Source organism: Bartonella sp. bp_1 (assembly GCF_055808085.1).
The window spans coordinates 117,053-141,730 of record NZ_CM147851.1 but is presented as its reverse complement, the minus strand read 5'-3'; the positions used below and the strand labels follow the sequence as shown (position 1 = coordinate 141,730).

25 protein-coding genes and 1 tRNA gene are annotated in these 24,678 nt (G+C 45.2%); 13 read left to right on the top strand and 13 right to left on the bottom strand.

The window, feature by feature from the left end; genetic code table 11:
* The first annotated feature begins 50 nt into the window (after positions 1-50).
* Positions 51-126 (top strand) — tRNA-Thr (locus ACYZ97_RS00700).
* Positions 127-1,000: 874 nt separating this feature from the next.
* Here the strand turns inward: ACYZ97_RS00700 and ACYZ97_RS00695 are convergent.
* Together ACYZ97_RS00695 and ACYZ97_RS00690 are read right to left on the bottom strand one after the other, a co-directional pair.
* Complete coding sequence (locus ACYZ97_RS00695) at positions 1,001-1,219, bottom strand: hypothetical protein (RefSeq protein ID WP_473299451.1); 219 nt, start codon at positions 1,217-1,219, stop codon at positions 1,001-1,003.
* Between the two features lie 93 nt (positions 1,220-1,312).
* Positions 1,313-2,206, bottom strand: a complete 894-nt coding sequence (locus ACYZ97_RS00690; RefSeq protein WP_473300589.1) for a LysR family transcriptional regulator — start codon at positions 2,204-2,206, stop codon at positions 1,313-1,315.
* Positions 2,207-2,465: 259 nt separating this feature from the next.
* Here ACYZ97_RS00690 and ACYZ97_RS00685 point away from each other — a divergent pair, with 259 nt between their 5' ends.
* The 3 genes from ACYZ97_RS00685 (at position 2,466) to ACYZ97_RS00675 (ending at position 5,313) form a co-directional block, all read left to right on the top strand.
* Positions 2,466-3,089, top strand: a complete 624-nt coding sequence (locus ACYZ97_RS00685) for a carboxymuconolactone decarboxylase family protein (RefSeq protein ID WP_473299449.1) — start codon at positions 2,466-2,468, stop codon at positions 3,087-3,089.
* A gap of 9 nt (positions 3,090-3,098) precedes the next feature.
* Positions 3,099-3,467 (top strand): DUF2255 family protein, encoded by a 369-nt coding sequence (locus ACYZ97_RS00680; RefSeq protein WP_473299447.1) that lies wholly within the window; start codon positions 3,099-3,101, stop codon positions 3,465-3,467.
* 181 nt (positions 3,468-3,648) lie between these two features.
* Complete coding sequence (locus tag ACYZ97_RS00675) at positions 3,649-5,313, top strand: GMC family oxidoreductase (RefSeq protein WP_473299445.1); 1,665 nt, start codon at positions 3,649-3,651, stop codon at positions 5,311-5,313.
* A gap of 219 nt (positions 5,314-5,532) precedes the next feature.
* Here the strand turns inward: ACYZ97_RS00675 and ACYZ97_RS00670 are convergent, their stop codons facing one another.
* From ACYZ97_RS00670 to ACYZ97_RS00650, 5 genes are all read right to left on the bottom strand, one after another.
* Positions 5,533-6,318 (bottom strand): ABC transporter permease, encoded by a 786-nt coding sequence (locus tag ACYZ97_RS00670; RefSeq protein WP_473299443.1) that lies wholly within the window; start codon positions 6,316-6,318, stop codon positions 5,533-5,535.
* Positions 6,318-7,484, bottom strand: coding sequence for an ABC transporter permease (locus tag ACYZ97_RS00665; protein ID WP_473299441.1), 1,167 nt, complete (start codon positions 7,482-7,484; stop codon positions 6,318-6,320). Before ACYZ97_RS00665 ends, ACYZ97_RS00670 begins: the two co-directional genes overlap by 1 nt.
* Complete coding sequence (locus ACYZ97_RS00660) at positions 7,481-8,545, bottom strand: ABC transporter ATP-binding protein (protein WP_473299439.1); 1,065 nt, start codon at positions 8,543-8,545, stop codon at positions 7,481-7,483. The genes ACYZ97_RS00665 and ACYZ97_RS00660 overlap by 4 nt, the downstream gene beginning before the upstream one ends.
* 140 nt (positions 8,546-8,685) lie before the next feature.
* Positions 8,686-9,741, bottom strand: coding sequence for an ABC transporter substrate-binding protein (locus tag ACYZ97_RS00655; protein WP_473300588.1), 1,056 nt, complete (start codon positions 9,739-9,741; stop codon positions 8,686-8,688).
* Between the two features lie 109 nt (positions 9,742-9,850).
* Complete coding sequence (locus tag ACYZ97_RS00650; protein WP_473299437.1) at positions 9,851-10,399, bottom strand: cupin domain-containing protein; 549 nt, start codon at positions 10,397-10,399, stop codon at positions 9,851-9,853.
* 123 nt (positions 10,400-10,522) lie between these two features.
* Here ACYZ97_RS00650 and hisD point away from each other — a divergent pair, with 123 nt between their 5' ends.
* Positions 10,523-11,812, top strand: coding sequence for a histidinol dehydrogenase (gene hisD, locus ACYZ97_RS00645; RefSeq protein WP_473299436.1), 1,290 nt, complete (start codon positions 10,523-10,525; stop codon positions 11,810-11,812).
* A 51-nt stretch (positions 11,813-11,863) separates the two neighbouring features.
* Here the strand turns inward: hisD and ACYZ97_RS00640 are convergent, their stop codons facing one another.
* Both ACYZ97_RS00640 and alr read right to left on the bottom strand, forming a co-directional pair.
* Complete coding sequence (locus ACYZ97_RS00640; RefSeq protein WP_473299434.1) at positions 11,864-13,120, bottom strand: D-amino acid dehydrogenase; 1,257 nt, start codon at positions 13,118-13,120, stop codon at positions 11,864-11,866.
* A gap of 4 nt (positions 13,121-13,124) precedes the next feature.
* A complete protein-coding gene (gene alr / locus ACYZ97_RS00635; RefSeq protein ID WP_473299432.1) occupies positions 13,125-14,252 on the bottom strand; it encodes an alanine racemase in 1,128 nt (375 codons plus the stop codon).
* 167 nt (positions 14,253-14,419) lie between these two features.
* Here alr and ACYZ97_RS00630 point away from each other — a divergent pair, with 167 nt between their 5' ends.
* The 5 genes from ACYZ97_RS00630 (at position 14,420) to ACYZ97_RS00610 (ending at position 18,604) form a co-directional block, all read left to right on the top strand.
* Entirely contained in the window at positions 14,420-14,890 is a 471-nt protein-coding gene (locus ACYZ97_RS00630; protein WP_473299430.1) for an Lrp/AsnC family transcriptional regulator, read from the top strand.
* Positions 14,891-15,002: 112 nt separating this feature from the next.
* Complete coding sequence (locus tag ACYZ97_RS00625) at positions 15,003-15,734, top strand: hypothetical protein (RefSeq protein WP_473299428.1); 732 nt, start codon at positions 15,003-15,005, stop codon at positions 15,732-15,734.
* Positions 15,735-15,823: 89 nt separating this feature from the next.
* Complete coding sequence (locus ACYZ97_RS00620; RefSeq protein WP_473299426.1) at positions 15,824-16,747, top strand: sulfite exporter TauE/SafE family protein; 924 nt, start codon at positions 15,824-15,826, stop codon at positions 16,745-16,747.
* 1 nt (position 16,748) lies between these two features.
* A complete protein-coding gene (locus tag ACYZ97_RS00615; protein ID WP_473299424.1) occupies positions 16,749-17,558 on the top strand; it encodes a TIGR02186 family protein in 810 nt (269 codons plus the stop codon).
* Between the two features lie 257 nt (positions 17,559-17,815).
* Entirely contained in the window at positions 17,816-18,604 is a 789-nt protein-coding gene (locus ACYZ97_RS00610; RefSeq protein WP_473299423.1) for a glycosyltransferase family 25 protein, read from the top strand.
* Between the two features lie 319 nt (positions 18,605-18,923).
* Here ACYZ97_RS00610 and ACYZ97_RS00605 read toward each other — a convergent pair whose 3' ends face one another.
* The 3 genes from ACYZ97_RS00605 to ACYZ97_RS00595 form a co-directional block, all read right to left on the bottom strand.
* On the bottom strand, positions 18,924-19,385 hold the full coding sequence (locus tag ACYZ97_RS00605) for a CAP domain-containing protein (protein WP_473299421.1): 462 nt from the start codon (positions 19,383-19,385) through the stop codon (positions 18,924-18,926).
* Between the two features lie 13 nt (positions 19,386-19,398).
* Positions 19,399-19,800 carry a hypothetical protein gene (locus ACYZ97_RS00600; protein WP_473299419.1) on the bottom strand — a complete coding sequence of 134 codons (402 nt, stop codon included), beginning with the start codon at positions 19,798-19,800 and terminating at the stop codon, positions 19,399-19,401.
* 127 nt (positions 19,801-19,927) lie between these two features.
* Positions 19,928-20,194, bottom strand: coding sequence for a DUF6460 domain-containing protein (locus ACYZ97_RS00595; RefSeq protein ID WP_473299417.1), 267 nt, complete (start codon positions 20,192-20,194; stop codon positions 19,928-19,930).
* Positions 20,195-20,784: 590 nt separating this feature from the next.
* On the opposite strand from ACYZ97_RS00595, the gene ACYZ97_RS00590 reads away from it, so the two are divergent.
* Together ACYZ97_RS00590 and lldD are read left to right on the top strand one after the other, a co-directional pair.
* A complete protein-coding gene (locus tag ACYZ97_RS00590; protein ID WP_473299416.1) occupies positions 20,785-21,579 on the top strand; it encodes an FCD domain-containing protein in 795 nt (264 codons plus the stop codon).
* Between the two features lie 19 nt (positions 21,580-21,598).
* Positions 21,599-22,732, top strand: coding sequence for an FMN-dependent L-lactate dehydrogenase LldD (gene lldD, locus ACYZ97_RS00585; protein ID WP_473300587.1), 1,134 nt, complete (start codon positions 21,599-21,601; stop codon positions 22,730-22,732).
* Positions 22,733-22,804: 72 nt separating this feature from the next.
* On the opposite strand, the gene ACYZ97_RS00580 is transcribed toward lldD, so the two are convergent.
* A complete protein-coding gene (locus ACYZ97_RS00580; RefSeq protein ID WP_473299414.1) occupies positions 22,805-23,689 on the bottom strand; it encodes a LysR substrate-binding domain-containing protein in 885 nt (294 codons plus the stop codon).
* Between the two features lie 197 nt (positions 23,690-23,886).
* Here ACYZ97_RS00580 and ACYZ97_RS00575 point away from each other — a divergent pair, with 197 nt between their 5' ends.
* A complete protein-coding gene (locus ACYZ97_RS00575; protein ID WP_473299412.1) occupies positions 23,887-24,648 on the top strand; it encodes an SDR family NAD(P)-dependent oxidoreductase in 762 nt (253 codons plus the stop codon).
* Positions 24,649-24,678 lie beyond the last annotated feature (30 nt).

Below are 24,678 nucleotides of genomic sequence, written 5' to 3'. Positions count from 1 at the left end.
CACAGAGCAGTACTACAACAGCCTATACGTTATAAAATGCTGTTTAGAATGCCGCAGTAGCTCAGTTGGTAGAGCACATCATTCGTAATGATGGGGTCGTAGGTTCGAATCCTATCTGCGGCACCAGTAACATCAATAACTTAAATATATTTATGATGTTATCTTGAGGTTCACTGAACCTGAATGAATTTCATAAAGCCCTATTTTAATCGACGCCATTCTATACTGGACGACGTATAGGGATGACATAGCTGGTTGTGCCACCATAAGATAGTGGTAATAGTGGTATTTCACATGGCTCATGAGGCATTCTTGAGATTAGCACTTCGTCATTGCAATTCTTGTCGAATGAAGTTGATAAGATTGAAAAAAAATGCGTGAGATTGGCCGCCAGCCTCTTACAGGCAGTTTCACTGGACTGACACAGGTTGCAGCCGCCTTTGCATCACAAAAGGCAGCAAGCGCGGTTCAGGCATAGGCTTTTTTTGTTAAAGGAAGCTCCTATATCACCTACAGCATATCCATTTACAACTCTTCTGTTACATGATTACATTTCTATATTGATTAATTTAGAAAACACGCCACGGGATATCCTTACATAAAGATGAGCTTATGGCTCAAGCCCGGGGTAGAATCATCACTTATCAAGCCAATGAAGATGATAAAGTTGATCTAATACTAACATGGCCAACAACCGAGGATAATCAAGAATAGTGTAAAAATCATATTAGTGAATAGCCAGTCTATATAGACTGGCTAGAGGCTTATTTCCGACCAGACGGAACCGAATAAAATTCACGACCTATGATGACGAGGACAAAAGCCAGCAGCCCTGAAAAACCAAGAATAATATAAGCTAAGCCGTAATTTGGAGCAGGATATCCGTACGATATTGACCGATTCATTGCTGCTATGTTCTGGCTAATTACCAGCCCAGTGATAATGGGGCAAAGAAACAACATGATGACACCCAGCCAGCCAAGCCCTGTAAATCTTTGTTTCAAGATAATTGGAGGTTGGCAGCTACTACTGGCATAAGAGTATTTTGAGAAGTTACATGTGCTCCATAAGATGCATCACTGTTATTTTGAGCATTATTGTTTTCTGGATTTTTTTCAGGTGACTGAGGAATTTTTTTAGATGTATTATCAGTCAATGAATAAGTAATATACACAATAAATAAAAGAACTATGAGACCAAGTATCAGCAAAATATTCATATATACTCTCCTAGGAATCAACAGAAAGAAATATTTAACAATCAGCTTTCCGTCAACCGATCCTTGAAAATACGGGGCATACAATCTTATTGCCTATTCACGATAGCGCAACATTTCTATCAGTAGATTAAAAGCTTTCGTATGATGGCGTCGGCTTGGATAATAAAGATAATAACCCGGAAACGGTAAACAGTACTCTTCCAATACACGCACCAACCTCCCCTCTTCAATCATCGGCAAAACCTGTTCTTCCGGTATATAGGCCAAACCAAACCCATCAAGCACGGCGGTCAATATTTGAGGATAGGTATTGAAAACAAGCTGTCCTTTAACACGTATTTTGACCTCACGCTCATCCACGTCGAACTCCCATGGATAAAGACCTCCCGATGTCGGTAGCCGTAGATTGATGCAATTATGGTCCTCAAGATCATCAAGTGTCTGCGGCTTACTGCGGTTTTCAAAATAAGACGGGGCAGCCACAACCGCCATGCGCATTTGCGGTCCAACACGCACCGCGATCATATCTTTGGCAAGATGTTCGCCCAATCTTATGCCCGCATCAAAACGGCTACTGACAATATCGACCAAACCATAGTCAACACTGACCTCGACATTGATATCCGGGTATTGACGTAAAAAGACCTGCAATTTAGGCCACAAAATAAATTCGGCAGCATGATCGACTGTCGTCAGACGGATTGTGCCGGAAGGACGGTCGCTATACTGATTGACCATTTCAAGCCGTTCACGCATCTCATCAAGCAAAGGTTCAATATATTCGATCAACCGTTCTCCCGCTTCAGTCGGCGCAACACTGCGTGTTGTGCGGGTAAGAAGACGTATATTCATTCGCTCTTCCAGTCCACGCATAGCGTGGCTCAAAGCGGATTGCGAAACACCAAGCTGGTGTGCGGCACGGGTAAAACTTTTTTCACGCGCCACCACAAAAAACGACATCAAATCATGGATATTTTCACGCAGCATCATGGCATCCTGATAAAGTGAAATAATGACTGATACCATATCAGCTTTATTCATGAATGCTATTCATAAGATCATGCGATTTTAATCCATTTTCCCTTAAAGCCAATGTGACTAGAGTCGGCCCAAGAGGGCAATAAATAGCGCCGCAATCATTAAAAAAGCCGATAGATACTTTTGAAATAATCCTATCAAGCATTGCAACACGACTTTCTCGCTCTTGGCTTTGACAATGACCGTCGCACAAAACGGAGACGACATAATGCTTACACCTCAACAAGAAATGATTGTTCCCATTACCGCTTTCACCGCTCAAGGAAATATGGAAAAACTTAAAGCCGCATTGAATACCGGTCTAGATAACGGCCTGACAATTAATGAGATCAAGGAAGTGCTTGTCCATACCTATGCCTATGCGGGTTTTCCACGCAGCCTGAACGGTCTTGGTGTTTTTATGCAGATTATTGATGAACGGCAAAAAGCCGGAAAAGAAAACATCGAAGGCAAAACTGCTTCTCCCATACCCACCAACAGGCCGATGCTCGATATTGGTACAGCCATCCAGACTGAAGTTGTCGGCCAGCCTGTCAGCGGCGGTGTCTATGCTTTTGCACCAGCTATTGACCAGTTTCTAAAAAGCCATCTTTTCGGCGACATTTTTATCCGTGATGTATTGGATTATCAAACCCGCGAAGTAGCCACTATTGCAATTCTCGCCACATTGCCGGGTTTGGAACTGCAATTACAGGGGCATTTCGCTATCGGCATGAATACGGGATTGACGGAAGCTCAAATCAGAAAAATCATTACCATTCTTGATGAAAAGATCAGCCCTGACGTCGGAGCGCGAGCTTCGTCTGTACTATCGCATATTTTGAATAAATAGGAGAGATCAATGTGGGATGCACAAACACTTGCTGCAATCAATAAGGCCGATGACCTGAAAATCGCCCCCTATTATGAAAACGGCACCACCGGCACACCAACCTGGATATGGCAGGTTATTGTTGAAAATGCCCTTTATGTACGCGCCTATAACGGCCTATCATCACGCTGGTATCAATCAGCCATCAAGCAAAAAAGCGGCATAATCATTGCCGCTGGTAAAACCCATATCGTTACTTTCGATCCAATCCACGATGATACACTTAATGACAAAATCGATATAGCCTATCATACCAAATATAACACCAGCCCCTATCTTGGAGCCATGACCAGCCCTAGGGTAAAAGCTGCAACGATCAGAATATGTAAAGCAAAATAGAAACAGTCACCTCCAAGGCAACAACACATTTAAACAAATGTGTCCATATGCTGCTTACATAAACCATAGCTTCAAGATTTTAAATTTTTGAAATCCACTCATCTGATATAAAAAAACAATGAGGATGCGGCCCATATTAAAGCGGCCGTAAATTTGGGTAAAAGAAAGCAGCATTAACAATATGAGCAACCAATATACATTTGACTATATTGTTGTTGGAGCAGGCACCGCTGGCTGCCTGCTTGCCAACCGTTTAAGCAAAAATCCATCTGTTCGCGTCCTGCTTCTGGAAGCAGGGAAAAAAGACAATTATCCATGGGTCCACATCCCCGTAGGCTACCTCTATTGCATTGGCAATCCGCGCACAGATTGGCTCTATAAAACCGAAGCCGACAAAGGTTTAAACGGACGCTCTCTCGGCTACCCACGCGGCAAAACGCTAGGTGGCTGCTCATCTATCAACGGCATGATCTATATGCGCGGACAAGCGCGGGACTACAACCACTGGTCGGAACTAACTGGTGACACAGCATGGTTATGGCAAAATGTATTGCCGGCCTTCAAAGCACATGAAGACCATTATCGTCTGGATGATAACAATGATCCTGAAATCGGTCATAACCGCCGCTTTTCCGATCTTCATGGCCATGGCGGCGAATGGCGAATCGAAAAGCAACGCCTAAAATGGGACATACTGGAAGCCTTTGCCGAAGCTGCTGTCCAATCTGGCATTCCCAAAAATGACGACTTCAATACAAGCGATCATGAAGGTGTTGGATATTTCGAAGTCAACCAACGTTCAGGCTGGCGCTGGAATGCAGCCAAAGCCTTTTTACGTCCTGCAGCCAACCGGAAAAATCTGGAAATATGGACTGAAGCAGAGGTTGAAAAACTACTGATTGAACAAGGCCCGCAAGGCGAAAAGCAATGCATCGGCGTCAAGCTACGCCGAACTAACCAGCAGATCACGGTTAAAGCCAATAAAGAAGTCATTCTTTCTTCAGGCGCGATCAACTCTCCGAAAATTTTACAATTGTCAGGTATCGGCCCTGCAGCCCTGTTACAGCAGCATGGCATCACAGTCGAACATGAACTTGCCGGTGTCGGTCAAAATTTACAAGACCATCTGCAGATTCGAGCAGTCTTCAAGGTTGAAGGTGCCCAAACACTCAATGTTCTTGCCAATAATATCATTGGCAAAGCTATGATCGGACTGGAATATGCTTTACGTCGGCGTGGGCCTATGAGTATGTCTCCTTCACAGCTTGGCGCATTTACCCGCTCACACCCGGACCGCGCACACGTCAATTTGCAATATCATGTCCAACCTTTAAGCCTTGATGCTTTTGGCCAGCCCTTGCATAATTTTCCGGCCTTTACCGCGAGTGTATGTAACCTCAATCCGTCCAGCCGCGGACATGTCACCATCCGCTCCAATCGGATGGAAGATGCTCCCTTGATTGCACCCAACTATCTCAGCACAGATGACGACCGCCTCATTGCTGCCGACAGTATCCGGCAGATCCGTAATATTGTCGCTCAACCTGCATTGGCCAAATATAAGCCTGAGGAGTATAAACCCGGCATCCAATATCAAAGCGATGAAGAACTGGCCAAACTTGCCGGCGATATTGCCAGCACAATCTTCCATCCGGTCGGCACAACAAAAATGGGACGTGATGATGATCCTGATGCCGTTGTCGACAGCCATTTAAGAGTGCGCGGCATCAAAAATTTACGTGTTGTCGATGCAGGCATTATGCCGACAATCACCAGCGGCAACACCAATTCACCCACATTGATGATTGCCGAAAAAGCGGCCCGTTTCATTCAGGACGAAGCATGAGAACCTTTCGGTAAAGGCAGCTTTTCAGCTTCATTACAATGCTATAAAACAACAATATTAAGGACTTAAGTATCAGAAAAAGCTCCATATTCGTAAAACATAGAAAACTTTAATCTATTTTATTAAAAGAGTATGCGGATATCTCATCCACTCCTCGCTTTATCATACGTAATTTTTGCTGTTCACTATATGACTTTAAACAATCAATGGATTCTATATCTAAGTCCGTGCTTGCAAAAAACGCTTAACCAAAAGCAGTATTAATGCCAGCACAATTGTTCCGACAATGAAGATAAAAGCAGCTGCAGCAATAGCAGGACTAATATTTTCTCTGATTGATGAAAACATCTGGCGGGCTAATGTACGCTGGTTAGGACCCGCAACAAAAAGGGTTAATACCACTTCATCAAGAGATGTGGCAAAAGCAAAAACAGCACCTGTTATAATACCCTGCATAGACAGAGGCAGCGTCACGAAAAAAAAGACCCGAACAGGTGATGCCCCCAAACTCGAAGCGGCCTGTTCTAAACGGATATTAAGATGCTGCAATACTGCAAGTACATTAATAACCACAAAAGGAATAGCCAGAACTGTATGTGCAATAATAACTCCAGCATAGCTATTCGCCAATCCATAACGTGAAAAAAGCAATTGCATCCCAACACCAAGGACAACGGCTGGTACAATCATTGGTATAAGAAAAACAATCTTGATTGCCGCCAAGGGGCGCGCCAATTTGTACCCGCGCAATCCTAAAGCTGCAACCGTTCCCAATAGCGTTGATAAAAATGTAGTTCCAACGGCAATAACCAAACTATTTACAATTGAACGTCCCCATGCATCCGATGTAAAAAGCTCATCAAACCAACGCAAAGAATAATGCTCTATTGGATAGCTAAGAAATACACTATCGGTAAAGGCTAACGGCATAATCGCTACTAATGGCGCCAACAAGAAAAAAATGATAATTGCGGCATAAAAAACCTTACTATATCTCAATATCATCACATTCGCACCTCGGAGCCGACGGATAATTTCATATAGACGCCGTAAAGTATCAAGGTAGCAGCCAACAGAATAATACCCAATGCACCCGCCATGCCCCAATTCGCCGCACCTGTCGCATAATAGGCAATGATCGATGAAATCATCTGGTCCTGTGCGCTACCAATTAAAGCAGGAGTGATATAATACCCAAGTGACGCCATAAAAACCAACAATGAACCTGAAATGATGCCACGCAGAGAAAGTGGAAACAGCACATACCAAAAAGCTCGTAACGGCGAAGCTCCTAGTGATGCAGCTCCAGACATCAGATTGCCTGGGATTGAAATAAGGACGCTAAAAATAGGCAATACCATAAAGGGTAAAAGAACATGGGTCATCGCAATAATGACTCCGGCACGATTAAAAATCAACGAAAGCGGCTGGTCAATCAGGCCAAATCCCTGCAGGGTTAAATTGATCAAACCATTGTCCTGCAGTAGGATAAACCACGCTGCCGTCCTAACCAGCAACGATGTCCACAAAGGCAACAGAACAGCTCCCAACATGACATTACGCTTCCACCCATGCACGGAAGCCGCTACCATAGCATAGGGATATCCGATAACCAGACAGCAAACTGTAACTGAAAGCGATATCATAAATGTCCGTATCATAATCGCGAGATTGGCTGACATACCATCAGGCATTGCTACGATATTACCTTGCGTGTCACGCTTTAAATCAACAGCAGCCAGCAAATTACGGTCAGTCAATGTAGAATGAGTAGCAACAGCAACAACATGCCAGAACACGGGACGTTGCCATCTTTTATCAATGCTAGCAAGATCGCTTATATTACCATTATCAATAATAGCGCTACGTGTTTTGGTCAAAAGGGAACGAAATCCGGGTTGGGCACTGTTCAACCGCCTGACTAAATCGCCAAAAAGCATACTATCATTAATATTTTTGATGTCAGAAATAAGCGCCTGCTGCATATCCTTACTAATCGGACGGGTTTCATCCCAGTCCTCTAATGCCACAGACGTCAAGGGTAATGTCAAGCTTGCAATCGGATCTGATACAGATGATTTAGTCATGACATAAAGCGGTGCCAGAAAAAAGGCCATGAGAAAACACAATAATGGCGCTACCAGCAGAAAAGGGAAAAATCGTTTCATCATACAACAATCCAGCTATCAGCAGCAGAAAAATAAAAAATCAGTTCATCACCGATTTTCGGCACCTTTGATAAACGGTCTGTCGTTGCCATGAACGGAAAAGGACCGGCTTGTGCTATGATCTGCAGATGGTTACCATGATAGACAACATCTTCAACTTTTGCAGCAATGGCATTTTCAATATTAGTACTTTTTTCAAGCCTGACTCGTTCAGGACGAATACAGAGACTGACAGATTGCTTATCAGCGAAACTATATCGTCCAGCAACCGTCAAGATACAGTCTTTCGAAACTTCAATCTTTGTATGATCACCTGTATTTTGAATAACACGCCCATCTAGCAAATTAGATTCACCAATAAAGTCAGCAACAAACTTTGTAGACGGATGATCATATATCTGATTGGGAGAAGCAATTTGTTCGATCCTACCCTGATTGAATACTGCAATCCGATCTGACATCGTTAAGGCTTCACCTTGATCATGAGTGACAAAAACAATCGTAAGGCCAAGCTCACGATGAAGCCTACGGATATCAATCTGCATCTGCTCGCGTAACTTTTTGTCAAGCGCACCAAGTGGTTCATCCATAAGAACAACCTCAGGCTCAAACACCAATGCACGGGCCAAGGCTACACGTTGCTGCTGACCGCCGGACAACTGCCCAGGGCGCCGATCAATCATGGACAAGAGCTGTACCATATCCAGAGATTTCTTAACACGTTCCGTAATTTCACTCTTGCTCACACCACGCATTTTCAATGGAAATGCAATATTCTGCCCAACACTCATATGAGGAAAAAGCGCATAATTTTGAAAGACAACACCCATATTGCGTTTATGTGCCGCAATATTATCGATCTGTTTGCCATTGACACGAATATGACCACCGGAAACCCGTTCAAATCCTGCAAGCATCATTAGCAAGGTTGTTTTTCCGGAGCCTGAAGGCCCCAAAAGACTAATGAATTCTCCTTTATCAATAGACATGTCAAGATCTTTAACAACGGTCAGCATACCGTATGATTTTTTTACTTTTTCAAAGATGATATAAGGATCATTCATGGAACAATATCCAATATAGAGTAATGCAAAAACAAAAGATGATAGCTCTATCCGTTATAAAACTGTTATATTGAATGGACAGAACATATCAGAGATGAAGAAAAAGAGCATAGCCCTCTTCTTCCATCTTGATCAGCCTTTTATTGGGCAACCCATGCATTGAAACGCTGAGTCAAGGCTTCACCGTTATCAGTCCAGAAATCTGAATCAAGAGCCAATGCTCCTTCCATATTTTCCGGCGTTGTCGATAGTTCTGGACGAAATTCTTCTGGCACCAGATCACCTGCAGCCTTGCGCGGCAGACCATAAGCGATATATTTGGGCAGCTTTGCCATGTTTTCTGGCTGACTTGCAAAGGCAATGAATTTCATCGCCTCATCTTTATTGGGACTACCTTTGAGGATAACCCAGCTATCAACGGCATAAACACTACCAGGAAACACAAAGCTGAAATGGCGACCTTCTGAACGATTAAGCCCACTGATACGACCATTATAAGCCGATGTCATAACAACTTCACCTGAAGACAAAAGCTGCAGCGCCTGGGCTGGAGAATCCCACCAAATAATATCCTTACGCAAAACATCCAGTTTTTTGAATGCACGATCCACACCTTCAGGTGTCGAAAGCACATCATAGACTTCATCCGCTCTGACACCATCAGCCATCAGTGCAAATTCAAGTGCATATTTGGCACCTTTTCTCAAACCACGTTTACCAGGAAATTTCTTGACATCCCAAAAATCGCTCCATGCACTGGGCTTATTTCCCTTATAGCGGTCTCCATCAAAAGCAAGACCTGTAGACCAAACAATATTGCCAACACCGCATTCACTGACGCCTGCCGAAATATAAGCATCTTTACCGCCCATCATATTCCAGTCGATTTTTTCGTAAATACCATCTGAACATCCAAGAGCCAATTCTTCTGCTTCAACTTCGACAACGTCCCAGTTTGGTGTACCGGCTTTGACCTTCGCCTGCAAAACACCATAACCACCTTCCCATGTTTCATCCAAAACAGGTTTACCGCTCTTGCCGATATAGGGTTTGAAAAAAATCTCACGTTGGGCATCCTGAAAATTCCCCCCCCAGGATACAATGGTCAGATCACGCGCTTGTGCTGTTGAAAGAATAGCAGTTGTGGATGTCAAAATAATCACACCTGCAAGAAAACTCCTTTTTACTTTTTTCATCATTGCTTCCCCTTTTTTGATATTCATAGACCTCAATTAAAACAGACTTTGCAGCAAAATGTATCCTGTAAAAAGGCAACGGTGAATATATTCAACAAAAGGACAACCGCTAGTAAGTTGGTGGATTAATTGCACTTAGAATTTCACTTTTCCCTTCGGCTATATTTCTAAACCGATGGGGTTTACGACTATCAAAATAGTAGCCATCTCCAGCGGTAAGTATTCGGGTTTCATTACCGACAGTCAGCTCTATTTCACCACTGATCACAATACCTCCTTCCTGTGCGTCATGCGAAAATTCTTTACCGGTATCTGCCCCCGGCATGTAAGTTTCATGAAGCAATAAAATTTGTCGGTTAGGGTGATTCAGACCGACAACACGATAAGAAATCGTCTCAGGTCTACCGATTTCGATAAATTGGTCCGACTTATAAAAAGGCGAATAGGGCGGCCCATAGTGGCCATCCGAAAAAAATGCCGGTAATGTTGTCCCCAAAGCCTCCAAAACCGCACCAAGCGTATCAATAGATGGACTGAGCCGATCCCGCTCCATCAATGAAATTGTTGAATGAGAAATACCTGAACGGGCCGCAAGTTCTCGTGCACTTAAACTGCGCCGTCTGCGCAGTTCACGAATCCGTTGTCCAATTTTAGCCAAGTTACTACCTCCACTTTCAAATCAGTTTGGTGATTATACTAAACAGATACGAAAATGGGAATTGTTTCAAACTATAGTTTCAACCAAGCTAACTCCAACTCATACATGTACTGGAGAAAACTTATGGCATCACCTCGTTTAGCTAAAATAGCCGATCGTTTTTCATATCTTAAAGAACCCAATCGCAATGCCGTTTCTGACAATGCTGCTATTGAAAATACAGTTAAGGATATTATCAATAATGTCAAAAAAAATGGCGATGACGCATTACGTGACTACTCAAAGCGCTTTGACAATACCGATATTGACAAGTTTGAAGTTACGATAGAAGAACGCTTGAGAGCGGTTGAAGAGCTCGACTCGCAAACGCGCGCAGATACGGAGTTTGCGATTGCCAATGTCAAAAGATTCGCCGAAGAACAATTGAAAACAATCCTACCACTGGAAGTCGAGGCTCTTCCCGGCGTCCATCTTGGCCACAGCATCATCCCCATCGAGACTGTCGGCTGTTATGTCCCGGGCGGCCGATATCCGATCCTATCAGCACCTGTCATGACGATAGTACCGGCCAAAGTCGCTGGTTGCGATAATGTCATTGCCTGTCTGCCGCCAAGCGCTCATACAGCCATGATTGCAGGCTGCCATTTATCCGGGGCCGATCGTATTTTCCGTGTCGGCGGCGCACAGGCCATTGCGGCCATGGCCAATGGTACACAATCCATTCCCCCAGTCGACAAGATTGTCGGTCCCGGCAACGCTTTCGTCAACGAAGCCAAGCGTCAGGTCTTCGGCGATATCGGCATTGACCAACTTGCCGGCCCGAGCGAAATTTTTATTGTTGCCGATGAAACCGGCAATGCCGCCATGATTGCCACCGATCTTCTGGCCCAAGCCGAACATGATATCCGTACACGTGTCGGACTGATCACAACAGATCGCAAACTGGCCCAAGACACAATCAAGGAAGTTGAACGTCAGCTGGAAAATTTATCAACCGCAAAAGTGGCAGCAGAAGCATGGAAAAACTACGGAGAAGTTACACTTTGCAATGACGAAGAAGCGATGATTGCCTATTCTGATTATATCGCCGCCGAACATTTACAAGTCCACACACGTGATCCAAAAGCCATGGCAAAAAAACTACGCAATTATGGTTCGCTCTTTATCGGCGAACTGGCAAGCGTTGTCTATTCGGACAAATGCTGCGGCACCAATCATACATTGCCAACAATGGCGGCAGGTCGTTACACTGGTGGACTGTGGGTCGGTACCTATGTCAAAACCTGTACACATCAATGGCTTGAACCTCAAGGTGTCAAAGCTGTTGCACCATCAGCTGCTCGCCAAAGTGCAACAGAAGGCATGGAGGGGCATCAACGTGCTGCTGCTCTGCGCTTGGAAATGTTGAAATAACATTTTTGCAAACGTCTATAAAATAAAGGCCGGATTTTCCGGCCTTGTTATTTAATGATAGCGGGAAATATCAAGCCCTGTCGGATCAATCTGTGGTTTCTTGCCACTCATCACATCAGCAATAAAAGCTGCGCTGCCGCAAGACATTGTCCATCCCAAAGTACCATGCCCGGCATTGATAAAAAGATTATCATAGCGTGTGCCACCCAAAATAGGCACACTGTCAGGCGTTACAGGACGCAATCCCGACCAAAGTTCCGGCTCGCCATCAAAAACACTCGCCCCTTTAAACATCAGGTTCAGGGCCTCAAGCAATGTCTTAAGGCGGGCTTTTTTAAGGTGAATTTCATAACCTGAAACTTCTGCCATACCGCCGACACGGATACGATCACCCAAACGTGTCACAGCAACCTTGTAAACATCATCAATAACAGTCGAGACCGGTGCCTTATCTGGATCGGTGACCGGCACAGTAATCGAATAGCCTTTGACCGGATAAATCGGCGCATGAAGACCAACTTCACGCAACAAAAACGGTGTAAAGGATGCCATACATACAAGATAGGCATCAGCCTTCATCATACCAGCTGACGTTGAAACACCGGCAATCTTACCATTTTCAACAACAAGCCGCTTAATCTCAGTATTGAATTTAAAATCGACGCCTTTTTCCTTGGCCATTTCACACAATCTGCTCGTGAACATCTGGCAATCGCCGGTTTCATCGTCAGGGGTGCGAAGCCCCCCGACAATCTGTTCTTTCATACCGGCCAAACCCGGCTCGATCTCAACACAAGCTTGTGCATCCAGCAGCTCAAAAGCCACACCATCGGCTTTCAAGACATCGACATCCTTGTTAACCGCATCAAACTGGTGCTTATCACGAAAAAGCTGGATGGTACCCTGCATTCTTGCATCATACTGAATGCCAGTCGACATACGCAGTTCCTTAAGACACTGGGCACTATAATCCGATACACGTATCATCATCGCCTTATTGTGCTTATAACGTTCGACATTACAATTGGCGAGCATCGACATCATCCAGCCCATCATTGCCATGCTCGGGCGTGGCTGAATAATTAATGGTGAATTGGGACGCGTCATCCATTTAATAGCTTTGCCCATCAAACCGGGAAAGGCCCAGGGTGTCGTATAACCGAATGACACTTGTCCGGCATTGGCAAAGCTTGTTTCCAAAGCTGGCCCAGGCTGCCGGTCAACAACCGTCACCTCATGGCCAGCCTGATTGAGATACCAAGCTGATGTCACACCGACAACACCACTTCCGAGAACAAGCACTTTCATAACTTTATTCCTCTTCGTTTATATAGCGCCGGTCATAACGTCGGCCTAACGATGTCAAAATTTCATAAGGGATTGTACCGGCATCACGTGCAACATCCTGCAATGTCTGATGCGGACCAAGCAGCTCGATAAAATCACCTTGGCAAGGTGTTTCCCCCTCAATATCTGTGGCATCAAGTGTAATTGAATCCATCGATACACTGCCGATAATCGGCAATGCCTGCCCTTTAAAATAAGCGCGCCCGCAATTGGAAAGATGACGTGACCAACCATCGGCATAACCAACAGCAATAGTTGTAATGATACTGGGGCGACGCGTCACAAAAGTGCCGCTGTAACCGACACCGACCCCTTGTGCAACGTGGCGTGTCTGTACGACACGTGCCATAAGCTCGACGACAGGCTTAAGACCGCTTTGACAACGCCCAAGCGGATCAACGCCATAAAGTGCGATACCGGGACGAACCAGGTCAAACGTGAAATCAGCACCCAGATAGATCCCTCCGGAATTAGCAAACGCGACAGGGCAGGATGGCAGTCTTACAAGAATGGATTTCAGCTTTGCGAGCTGCATATGATTGGCTGGATTTTGCGGTTCTTCAGACGACGCCAGATGGCTCATAATAAAGCGGATATCCGATACATCAAAAAGAACGGGACTCTGGGCCAACCAATCCACTTCATCATCATCCAGCCCCAATCGGGACATGCCCGTATCCACCTGAAGAATGGCAGGATAACGTGTATTCTGTTGACGGCAATAAGCCATCCAGTTCTCGATTGAGCCCCGCCCATTCAGAACCGGCCAAAAACCTTGATCCGCGCATAAAGCTTCCATACCAGGCTGAATATCATTCAATACAGCAATAACGGCATCATCCTTGATAAAAGAGCGCAAACGACAAGCTTCAACCAGTTGTGCTACAAAAAACAGTCGGCAACCGGCTTTATAAAGTGCCGGCACAACCTTTTCAGCCCCCAAACCATAGGCATCCGCCTTGACAACAGCAGCAACCTTTGCCTGACCAGCACATTGCTGCAAGTGCTTATAATTGGAAACCAGCGCGCCAAGATCAATCGTCAGGCAACCGCCAAACATACCATCAGCCAAAACCTGATCGGACATCATCATTGATATAATCCCATTTCATACAACCGTTTCAATTACTCTTCTTAATTCTGAAACGATGTACTTGAAACCCACTATAATCGAACACTATTCGAATGTTGTATTTATTTTTAAAATAAAGTACTATAAAATGAACTTTCATCGCATTTATATCAAATTATTAGAATATTATGCATAATATTGATGCCATTGACCGCAACATCATCCGTAGCCTTCGCCATAATGCACGCATCACCAATGCCCAGCTGGCAAGCGAGGTCGGTCTTTCACCTTCCGCCTGCCTACGACGTGTCAATATACTTGAAACAAGTGGCGTTATCCGAGGATATACAGCCATTACCGGCCACGTCAGTAATGATGATCGCCTAATTGCTATCATCCAGATTACACTGGAACGACAGACAGAAGAATATCTCAACCGTTTCGAGGAAGCCATCCGTCGGCATCCTGAAATTCGCGAATGCTATCTCATGACAGGTGATGCCGACTATTGGCTGCGGACAGAAGCCGACAATGCCGCCGCTTACGAAATCATTCACAAGGAAATTCTCTCTCGCTTACCCGGTGTCGCCCGTATCCATTCAAGCTTTTCCATCCGACCGGTTCTGACCCAGCGCGCGCCTGTCACGCAGAAGCTATAAATCTTTATCCTATACACTGCAGTTAAAGCTATTTTTACCAAAAGCACACATAATAGCGGAAACCTAACCGCTACGTGTTTTAACGTCACTTATGCCCGATTGGACTGCAACAATGGCTCAGAACTATCTCAATACCGGCAAACAGGATGCATTGGATGAATTTGCATTCGCCGATCTTGATACGGATCATCGTGTAACCATGAGCGATATTGCAGCACGATTGCGCGCAGTGCATCGTCATATGCACCAGCAGCAGACACTCAAACAAATCATACCAGCGCCACAATCTCCCCTTGCGCCTATTCAAGAATGCCTTGATAAAATCTCCAATGCTATTCTTGAAGAGCAACAAGAGCGCCATAAGGATATGGACGGACTTGCGGCCCTTCTTGAAGCCGGCATGGAAAAACTGGCCAGCCAGAATAAAATGCAGGCTTCAACAATATCATCGCCTTCTCCGGCCCTGACACCTGAAACACTGGCTCCCCTTTTACAAGTATTACGCAATGATATTTGCAACGATATCAAATCGGTGCTTGCCCCCAAGCTGGACGAATTGAGCCGCCAATTGCGCGAAGCGACAGCTGCCGCACGACAAATCTCCGACATGTCAAAATTTGAAACACAATGCAGTGCAATACTTGAAGCGCTGCAAGCAAAACGCAATCATCTTGCCCAGACACCACACAGCAACATGTCGCATGCTCCTCATGACGCTTTGACAGCCCTGTTCGGCCATGCAGAACAAACCGACAAACCCAAAATGCAACGTGTGGCTTTTGATGCGGAACAATCTGCCCGGATGATTGCAGCAGCCCGCGCCAATCGCTCCAAAGCCGTTTAAAAATAGATGAGCGTTTGAAGAACTTGCGATTGACTCTGTTTTATTTGCACCGCAAGATTTAACAAAACAAAAATGTAGAAGAGGATGAGGTGGGCATTTATCTTCCCATAGCTGAAATGTCTCTCAACATACTGATTCTTATTGGTATGGGAGCGGCTGTGGGTTGTCTTTCCGGCCTCTTTGGTGTCGGCGGCGGATTTCTGATCACACCGCTTCTTATTTTCTATAATATCCCCCCTGCAATTGCTGTCGGTACCGGCGCCAATCAGGTTATCGCCTCATCAGTCACCGGCGCACTTGCCCACTTCAAACGGCGAACACTTGATATCAAACTGGGCTTATTGCTTGTCATTGGCGGGATCGTCGGCTCTTTTCTCGGCATTCAGCTTTTTTCATTACTACGTCAGATCGGCCAGCTTGATTTGATTATTTCTCTTCTTTATGTTGTCCTGCTTGGCGGTGTCGGTATCTTGATGGCAATTGAAAGCTGGCATGCCTTGATGCGATCACGCAAAGGGAACAGTGCAACCATTCGTCGTCCTGGCCAGCACAACTGGATCCACCGCCTCCCCTTGAAAATGCGTTTTCGTGCTTCAATGATCTATGTCAGCATCATTCCGGTACTGGTCATCGGTTTTATCATCGGCCTACTTTCCTCCATTATGGGGGTCGGCGGCGGTTTTATTATGGTGCCTGCTCTTATCTATCTCTTGCGCGTCCCGACCAATGTTGTCGTCGGTACCTCGCTTTTCCAGATAACATTTGTTACCGCATTTACCACGATCATGCAGGCCATTACCAATCAATCGGTTGATATTGTGCTGGCTTTTTTACTAATGGTCGGCGGTGTGATCGGCGCACAATACGGCACCCGTTGGGGCCGCAAACTCAAAGGCGAGCAATTACGCATGCTATTGGCATTGCTGGTATTACTTGTCGCCCTTCGTTTGGGATTCCAGCTCTTTATCCGTCCGGATGACCTGTTCAGCCTTACTATGATCGTTGGGGGATAGAATGCGTCAAGCCCCAATCATATTATCCGCCATCATCCTCTTGTCACTGTCTATGATTACCTTGGCCATTCTACCGGCGCACGCCATTGTGGTCGACAATAGCCAAACCAGTGAAAATGTTCAGGTCATCGTTACAACCGACCGGATCACAATCGAGACAAACTTTTCCGGAACCCAGCTCTATATTGCTGGCGTATTGGAAAATGCCGATCCGCAAGTTTTACGACAGAACCGCTATGATATTATCATTGTCATCGAAGGCCCCGCCCGCCAGTTTGTCATGCGTAAAAAACAACGCAAAGCCGGTATGTGGGTCAATGCCGATTCCATGACATTCTACAATGTGCCGACATTCTATACATTGGCAAGCACCAGACAATTACGTGACATCACGCTTGATGAAACCTATAAGAATTTGGGGTTGGGCCTTGCACATCTACCTTTGCGCAGTGATGCAACCAATGCCGAAAAAAACAGAATTTTTAAAGACGAGCTGATCAAGCTGAAAAAAGACCAGCATCTCTATCAAGAAGCAGTAGGATCTATTACATTCGGTTCATCCTCGCTCTTTACATCCAGATTCCAATTGCCTGCCAATATTCCTGTCGGACGCTACCAAGTCCACGCCTTCCTGTTCAAGGACCGCCACTTTATCGCAACATCGACAACCCAGCTTTCTATTGAAAAATCACATCTTGCCTATAGCATCTTCCGGTCGGCCCATGTTCACAGCATCTGGTATGGTCTTGCCGCCGTACTGGTGGCTATTGCCACAGGTTTTGCCGGCCGCTTTATTTTCCGCAAGGACTAGCAAGGCCTCTTTTTCTTGATCCAGCCTGCCTCAACCACTTTTTAAAAACCGATTATCATCATCATAATGGCCAAACTGTCGATAAGCATCATTTTCTATTATAGGACATCCATCGGCATAGGCCGTCCATTCCATCGTGATCAAAAATCATTTCGCTTTAATCACAATACTTCATATTTATAATGTCATGCACTTGATCAAGCACTGTAATGTCAACTAATGTATTCCAATCACTTAAGACGGAACGGTTCTTTTTCATGAAGCTCTATGTCATCAATCTAGATCGTTCACATGAGCGCCTCTCGCGCATTCAAACCCTGTTTAACCGGTTGGGGCTGACAATAACACGCATTGATGCGGTTGATGCGCTCACATTATCCGATGAACAACTTCAATCCGCACACGATAGCAATGAATGGCCTGAACCGATGACACGCGGAGAAATTGCCTGTTTTCTAAGCCATAAGCGCGCTATCGAAGCAATTGCCCAAGGCGAAGATACTTTTGCTACAATCTTTGAAGACGATGTCACTTTGTCTCAAGAGGCACCCTTTTTCCTCAATACGGCAGACTGGATTCCCGAGGATGCCGATATCATCAAAATTGAAACCCATTATAAAAAGCTATGGCTTGGTGAAGCCCATACGACCGGCAGAAGCGACTTTCAACTGCGCCGCTTGAAAAGTACCCATATTCTGGCTGCCGCTTATATCATCTCAAAAAAAGCCGCACAAAAATTATTGGCCCAAATGGATAGCGTCAGCGCCCCTATCGACCATTGGCTTTTCAATGCCCGCCTACCGGTCTTTTCTACATTGACGATCTATCAACTTGATCCCGCCATTGTTGTTCAGGCCGGCTTACAAAGTACGTTGGAAAAAGATCGTGTCATCTATAATAACGATAAAAAACGTCAACGCAGTCTATCACAAACATTAACTCGCGAGATCAAACGCATCTTCAAACGCAGCGCTATCGGATTAAAAGGAATATGGATCAATCTGGGCCGTCGGGAAAAATGGAAACGCGTACCTTTCAGACCGTAAAAACCCGATGAATTTTTATTCATCAGATATGAACCCAAAACCATATTTTTAAACTTATAATTTCTCTCTAGGCTCAAGCCCTATGAACTCATAAGTCCCCACTTCTCATTATTTCTTTTACGAAACCAAATATCGGCCCTTGGTAAATCTAAAGTACAACTTTCTCTCTTTTTAAAACCGCACAAAGTCTCAAATCATTTAAAGGCAATACACGTATAACGATCACTTTCCCTGCTCAACACGCAAGTAAATAAGTTACAACAAACCATATAAATGACCTTCAACAAAATATAATATGCAAATTATATGAAATAAAAAATTAGAAAGGTTTATGATTAAATACAATGGCCCAATAAATATATTTGGGTTTTTGGGGATTGGTTGCACGCGCCAAGCCGAAATGGGTAAATTCCTTATCCAGCATATTGCGCCTATGTCCGGGGGAGTTCATCCATGCCTTATAGGCTGCCGCCACATCTTTTTGTCCAGCGCAAAGATTTTCACCTGCGCCACCATGAATATTGAATTTTCTCAAACGGGCGACAAAACCGTTACCCCACCCGATCGAATGGCTGACCTTACCTTTTTCAGCCATAAGATCCGCCTGATGCTGGGCCATCTTTTCCAGTTGCGGATCCGGCGATAATGGCGCAAGGCCATTTTCACGGCGGATTTGGTTCAAAAGCTGTGTCGCTTCATCATCCGCATAAGCGTATTGAGAAAAAAACGACAAACCACATGAAACAGCAAGGAGCTTTATAAAGGACCGTCTTGTTCTCATTTTAAATGTCACTTCAAGAAACACGTTTCAAACGAACAAAAAATTGTAGTCCGACGAAGTACCATATAACAAGAAAAATAATACTAAAAAGCGCGCCGCCAATCTGACCATAGGAAAGATTACGCCCCGCACCAACACCACACAAGACAGCCAAAAACATGAATATCATTGTCCATGGTGGACAATCCGTTGAAAAACTTGCCGGCTGGCCATCGCCCGTATCAAAATAGACGACACGGCTCATCCCACTAAATTTACCCATACCAGTTTGCACTGTATGTGCGCCAGCAGCGACTTCCGTCTCAAATGTTTCTCCACTCTTGACAGAGCCGACTTCCTGTCCATCGACCAATACTTTATAAATCTGCTTTTTATGAAGAAAACCAGATGGGCGCGTCACAATAAGTTTTGCCATTTTCAATTCCTGTTATTCACTGCAACATCCCTCATGGAGTCTGCCGGATGTTTATCGCGCTCTGCCTTTATCCATGCAATATTTTTTTACAAAAATAACAATTGTTCCACACCTATACAAAAAGAATCTAACGGCGAAAATTCAACAAACGCATAATGATATAAACCGGAACGACAATGGCTGCCCCAACCAGAACAGCATAAAAAATACTGGAAAAAGCAGCAAAACCCATATTCCATAATGATTCAAAAAAGCGCACAATTTTCCAAAACACATCAACCGGTGTCCAGCCGATCAAGCGCATTACAACGCCGACGAGTAACGAAAAAATCAATAACTTGACCACAACACGCCCTGGCGTGTCACCAAGAAAAGGATGATTGGGATGTGACATATTATTCCTTGCTAAAAAGCCCTATTGAGGAATTAAAGTAAGAATAAATCCGGCTTTTACAAGCCGCGAGACATCAATTACCATTCAATACAGAAAATACCACACTCTGACGAATGCTAACAATCATATTGTCACCACACAATTGCAGATCACAAGAAAAAAATGCAATGCGTTACTATCTATAATTTGCCGGATTGATCACTAGCTGCATCATTATTATCCGCCTTAACATGTGTTTATGACCTCGCCCCATAGGGTTCTGATGCCATGTCTGTCTGAATCCCTGCACTCTTGTCGTCTTGACCATTATACACGGCATCAAACACATATCCCATCCAATAGATAGATTTTTACCCCCCTCATCAACCTATCTTTCTCTACTTTGGTCAGACCAAACCTAAAACGATAATCATCAATACATTGACATACAGATTAACTCATGTATTTTTTTATCGAGAGGATATCTTTGGTCAGACCAAAACAGGGAGGCATTATATGACGCAGACCATATGCTACCGACATATAAGCCAAACATTCTTGACGCCTTCTTACCTTGATCAGCGCACTAAATTTCAGATCGATATTATACTATGAGCTATACATCCCACACAGCAATTGCGGATACATCGCCACGCGCACGGACTGAACGCGTCGAAAACGAAATTGAAAATCTGATTAAGATCCGCCAATTACAGGCGGGAGATTCTCTGCCTTCAGAACGCACTATGGCTGAAATGTTTCATGTCTCGCGTACAACTGTCCGCGAAGCGCTGATCCGTCTTGCCGCACGCCATCGGGTGGACATCAAAAAACGCGGCACCTGTGTAGCCCACAGCCTATCACAACAATGGGTCAATAACACAGTCAGCCAACCGCTTGCTGCGCTTGTTCATCTTCAACCGGGTTATGCACATGATGTAATGGAAATACGCATCGCTCTGGAAGGAATGGCCGCCTATCATGCCGCTATGCGCGCTGACCCGGCGGCCAAGCTGCATATAAAGACATGCCTTGATGCCATTGTAAAAGCCCACGGCAAGACCAGCCCAAAAGAAGAAGCCGAACTGGACGCGGCATTCCACCTTTCAATTGCCGAAGCATCAAACAACGCCATTCTGTTCCAGATCATTTCCAGCCTCTTTGGGCTTTTTCGTTCTAGCATTTCGCAAAGTTTGGAAAAGCTCTATCCAACACCCAGTATATTCGATGCATTATCCACCCAACATCGTGCGCTTTACGATGCCATCGCCCAAGGCAATGCGCAGGGTGCGCGACAGGCGTCCGATCAACATCTCAATTTTGTCAGCGCTACAATCAAACAGATTGATGATGATCTGGCCCGTCATTCACGCCTTCACGCGGCGCGCAATGCCGGCCTTATTTGAAATCCAGAAAGAAGCCATCATGATCATTTCGTCCATATCCGACTATCGTAAAGCAGCCAAAAGCAAACTGCCGCCTTTTCTGTTCCATTATATTGATGGCGGCGCCTATGCCGAACGTACATTGAAACGCAATATCAGTGATCTTTCTGATATCGCACTACGCCAACGTATCTTGAATAATATGTCCGAACTTAGTCTGGAAACAGAAATCTTCGGCGAAAAAATATCTATGCCGGTCGCCCTCTCTCCTGTCGGTCTGACCGGTATGTTTGCCCGCCGCGGTGAAGTTCAAGCAGCCAAGGCTGCAGCATCACGCAACATTCCCTTTACATTATCAACCGTCTCGGTCTGCCCCATTGAAGAAGTCCAAAGCCAATGCCCGCGCCCTATATGGTTCCAGCTCTATGTACTAAAAGATCGCGGTTTTATGAAGGATGCATTGGAACGAGCACAGGCTGCCGGTATCAATACATTGGTCTTTACCGTCGACATGCCTGTGCCCGGCGCACGTTATCGCGATGCCCATTCCGGCATGTCGGGTCCTTATGCAAAATGGCGCCAATACATACAGGCAGCACTGCATCCGCAATGGTCATGGGATGTCGGCATCAACGGTAGACCTCACGATCTCGGCAATGTATCCGCCTATCGCGGACACCCAACAAAATTGGAAGATTATATTGGTTGGCTGGGCGCCAATTTTGACCCCTCCATCAGCTGGAAGGACCTTGAATGGATCCGTGAATTCTGGAAAGGGCCTATGCTTATCAAAGGTATTCTGGATGTTGAAGACGCACGAGACGCCGTCAAATTCGGAGCCGATGGCATTATCGTATCCAACCATGGAGGACGCCAACTTGACGGAGTCATGTCAAGTGCAAAAGCCCTACCTGCTATTGCCGATGCCGTAAAAAAAGATATCAAGATTATTGTCGATGGCGGAATCCGCTCGGGCCTTGATGTTGTCCGCATGCTGGCACTAGGTGCCGATCTTACTATGCTCGGCCGGGCCTTTGCCTATGCCTTGACCGCCAATGGCAAAGCCGGTGTCGAAAACATGCTGGATATTATTGCTAAGGAAATGCGCGTCGCCATGACACTAACCGGGGCCAAATCCATTGCCGAGATTACCCGTGATTCACTGGTACGCTGATATGCACAAAACAACATCCTGTCATGAATAACAACAAACCCCGAAACCTCTTTTGATCTGCGCATTATAGTCTTAAGCATAAGACGAAAGTTCGACCAACAGCCAATCGGTAAAATTACGGATAAGGTTTCTCTTGCCGCTGGATTTTGGATAAGCCAGATAGTGACCATTATATATCAGCGCAAAACGCTCCATATCCAGCGGACAAACCAATCGTCCATCCCTCAATTCATCTTCGGCAAAACGTGTGCATTCCAATGCAATACCCATACCATGGCAGGCCGCATCAATGGCTAAAAAACTACGATCGAAGCTCATATAGGGCTGCGGCGCATCTCCCAGTCCATGCTTGGCACACCAATCCGCCCAGCCTAGACGTTTTGACGTCGACTGGATCAGTCTTTGTTTTAATATATCGCGCGGTGAATGAATGGAACGGGCAACCTCGGGTGTACATAAAGGAACCAGTTTTTCCTGCCCCAAAGGAATCGTGACCAGACCGTCATGCGCGGCAATCTCGCCATAAACAATGTCGACATCATAGACATCGTCAAAAAAACGGGCGTAAGCAGTACTTGCTGCGATACGCACTTCGGTAGAAGGATTTTTATCAATAAAATCCGCCAGTTTCGGCGTCAGAATCCGTGCCGCAAAGGATGGCGCACAATGAACGCGCAGCAATCGCGGCTGATTACTTGCCACCTGTGATAACCCAATACGGATATCTTCAAAAGCACGTGCAACATGAACCGATAAGGTTTGGCCTGCCTGTGTCAGCGTAATGGAACGGGTTGTACGTTCATAAAGCACCGTCCCCAGAATGCGCTCCAATTTGGCTATCGCATGACTGACGGCACTTGCCGACAGATGCAATTCATCGGCGGCTGCCCGAAAAGAACCTAATCTTGCCGTTGCTTCAAACACTCTCAATGCGGTTAAAGGGATATTGTTAGTCATTCTATTATTGAACCATATTCATCTATGGTTGTAAATATTGCGTTTGAGCAAAGCCTTTATCCTATGTTAGCTTCGGTCAATTCTTAATCGCGTTTATCAGGATTTTCGCTTGCAACCCTTAGAAATAAAGGGATTGCAATAATGGTATCTCTTTAGAATTGCTTTAGATACCGAAAAATAAAACTCAGGAGGAAAATATGTTACTTGAAGGAAAAACAGCAATCATCTCGGGCGCTGCCAGTGAACGCGGTATTGGCCGTGCCACAGCAAAGCTCTTTGCCGAGCATGGTGCCCGCGTGGCTATTCTTGATATTGACGAACAGGCAAGCCAGTCAGCTGCTAAAGCCCTTCCTTTTGCAGAAACCCAAAAACATATAGGCCTTGCTTGTGATGTTACCAACAAAGCAGCATGCGAAAAAGCCGTTCAGGCCGTCGCTTCAGAGTTCCAAAAAATTGATATTCTTATAAACAATGCCGGCATTACACAGCCTGTAAAAACACTTGAAATCACACCGGAAGATTGGGCCCGTATCATGGCGGTCAATACAACTGGCGTTCTCTATCTCAGTCAAGCCGTTATTCCCTTTATGCAAAAGCAACATAAAGGTTCGATTGCCTGCATGTCATCTGTTTCGGCACAGCGCGGTGGCGGTATTTTTGGAGGCCCCCATTATTCATCGGCAAAGGCTGGTGTCCTAGGTTTAGCCAAAGCAATGGCACGCGAATTTGGGCCGGATAATATCCGTGTCAATTCAGTAACGCCGGGGCTCATACAAACCGATATTACCAGCGGTAAACTATCCGATGAAATGCGTCAGGCCATTTTGTCCGGCATACCGCTTAACCGTCTGGGTGATGCTCGAGATGTTGCTAATATTTTTCTATTTCTAGCATCCGATCTTTCATCTTATGTGACCGGCGCTGTTCTGGATGTCAATGGCGGTATGCATATTCACTAATAGATAAGGAGAAGGGGTACAACACCAAGC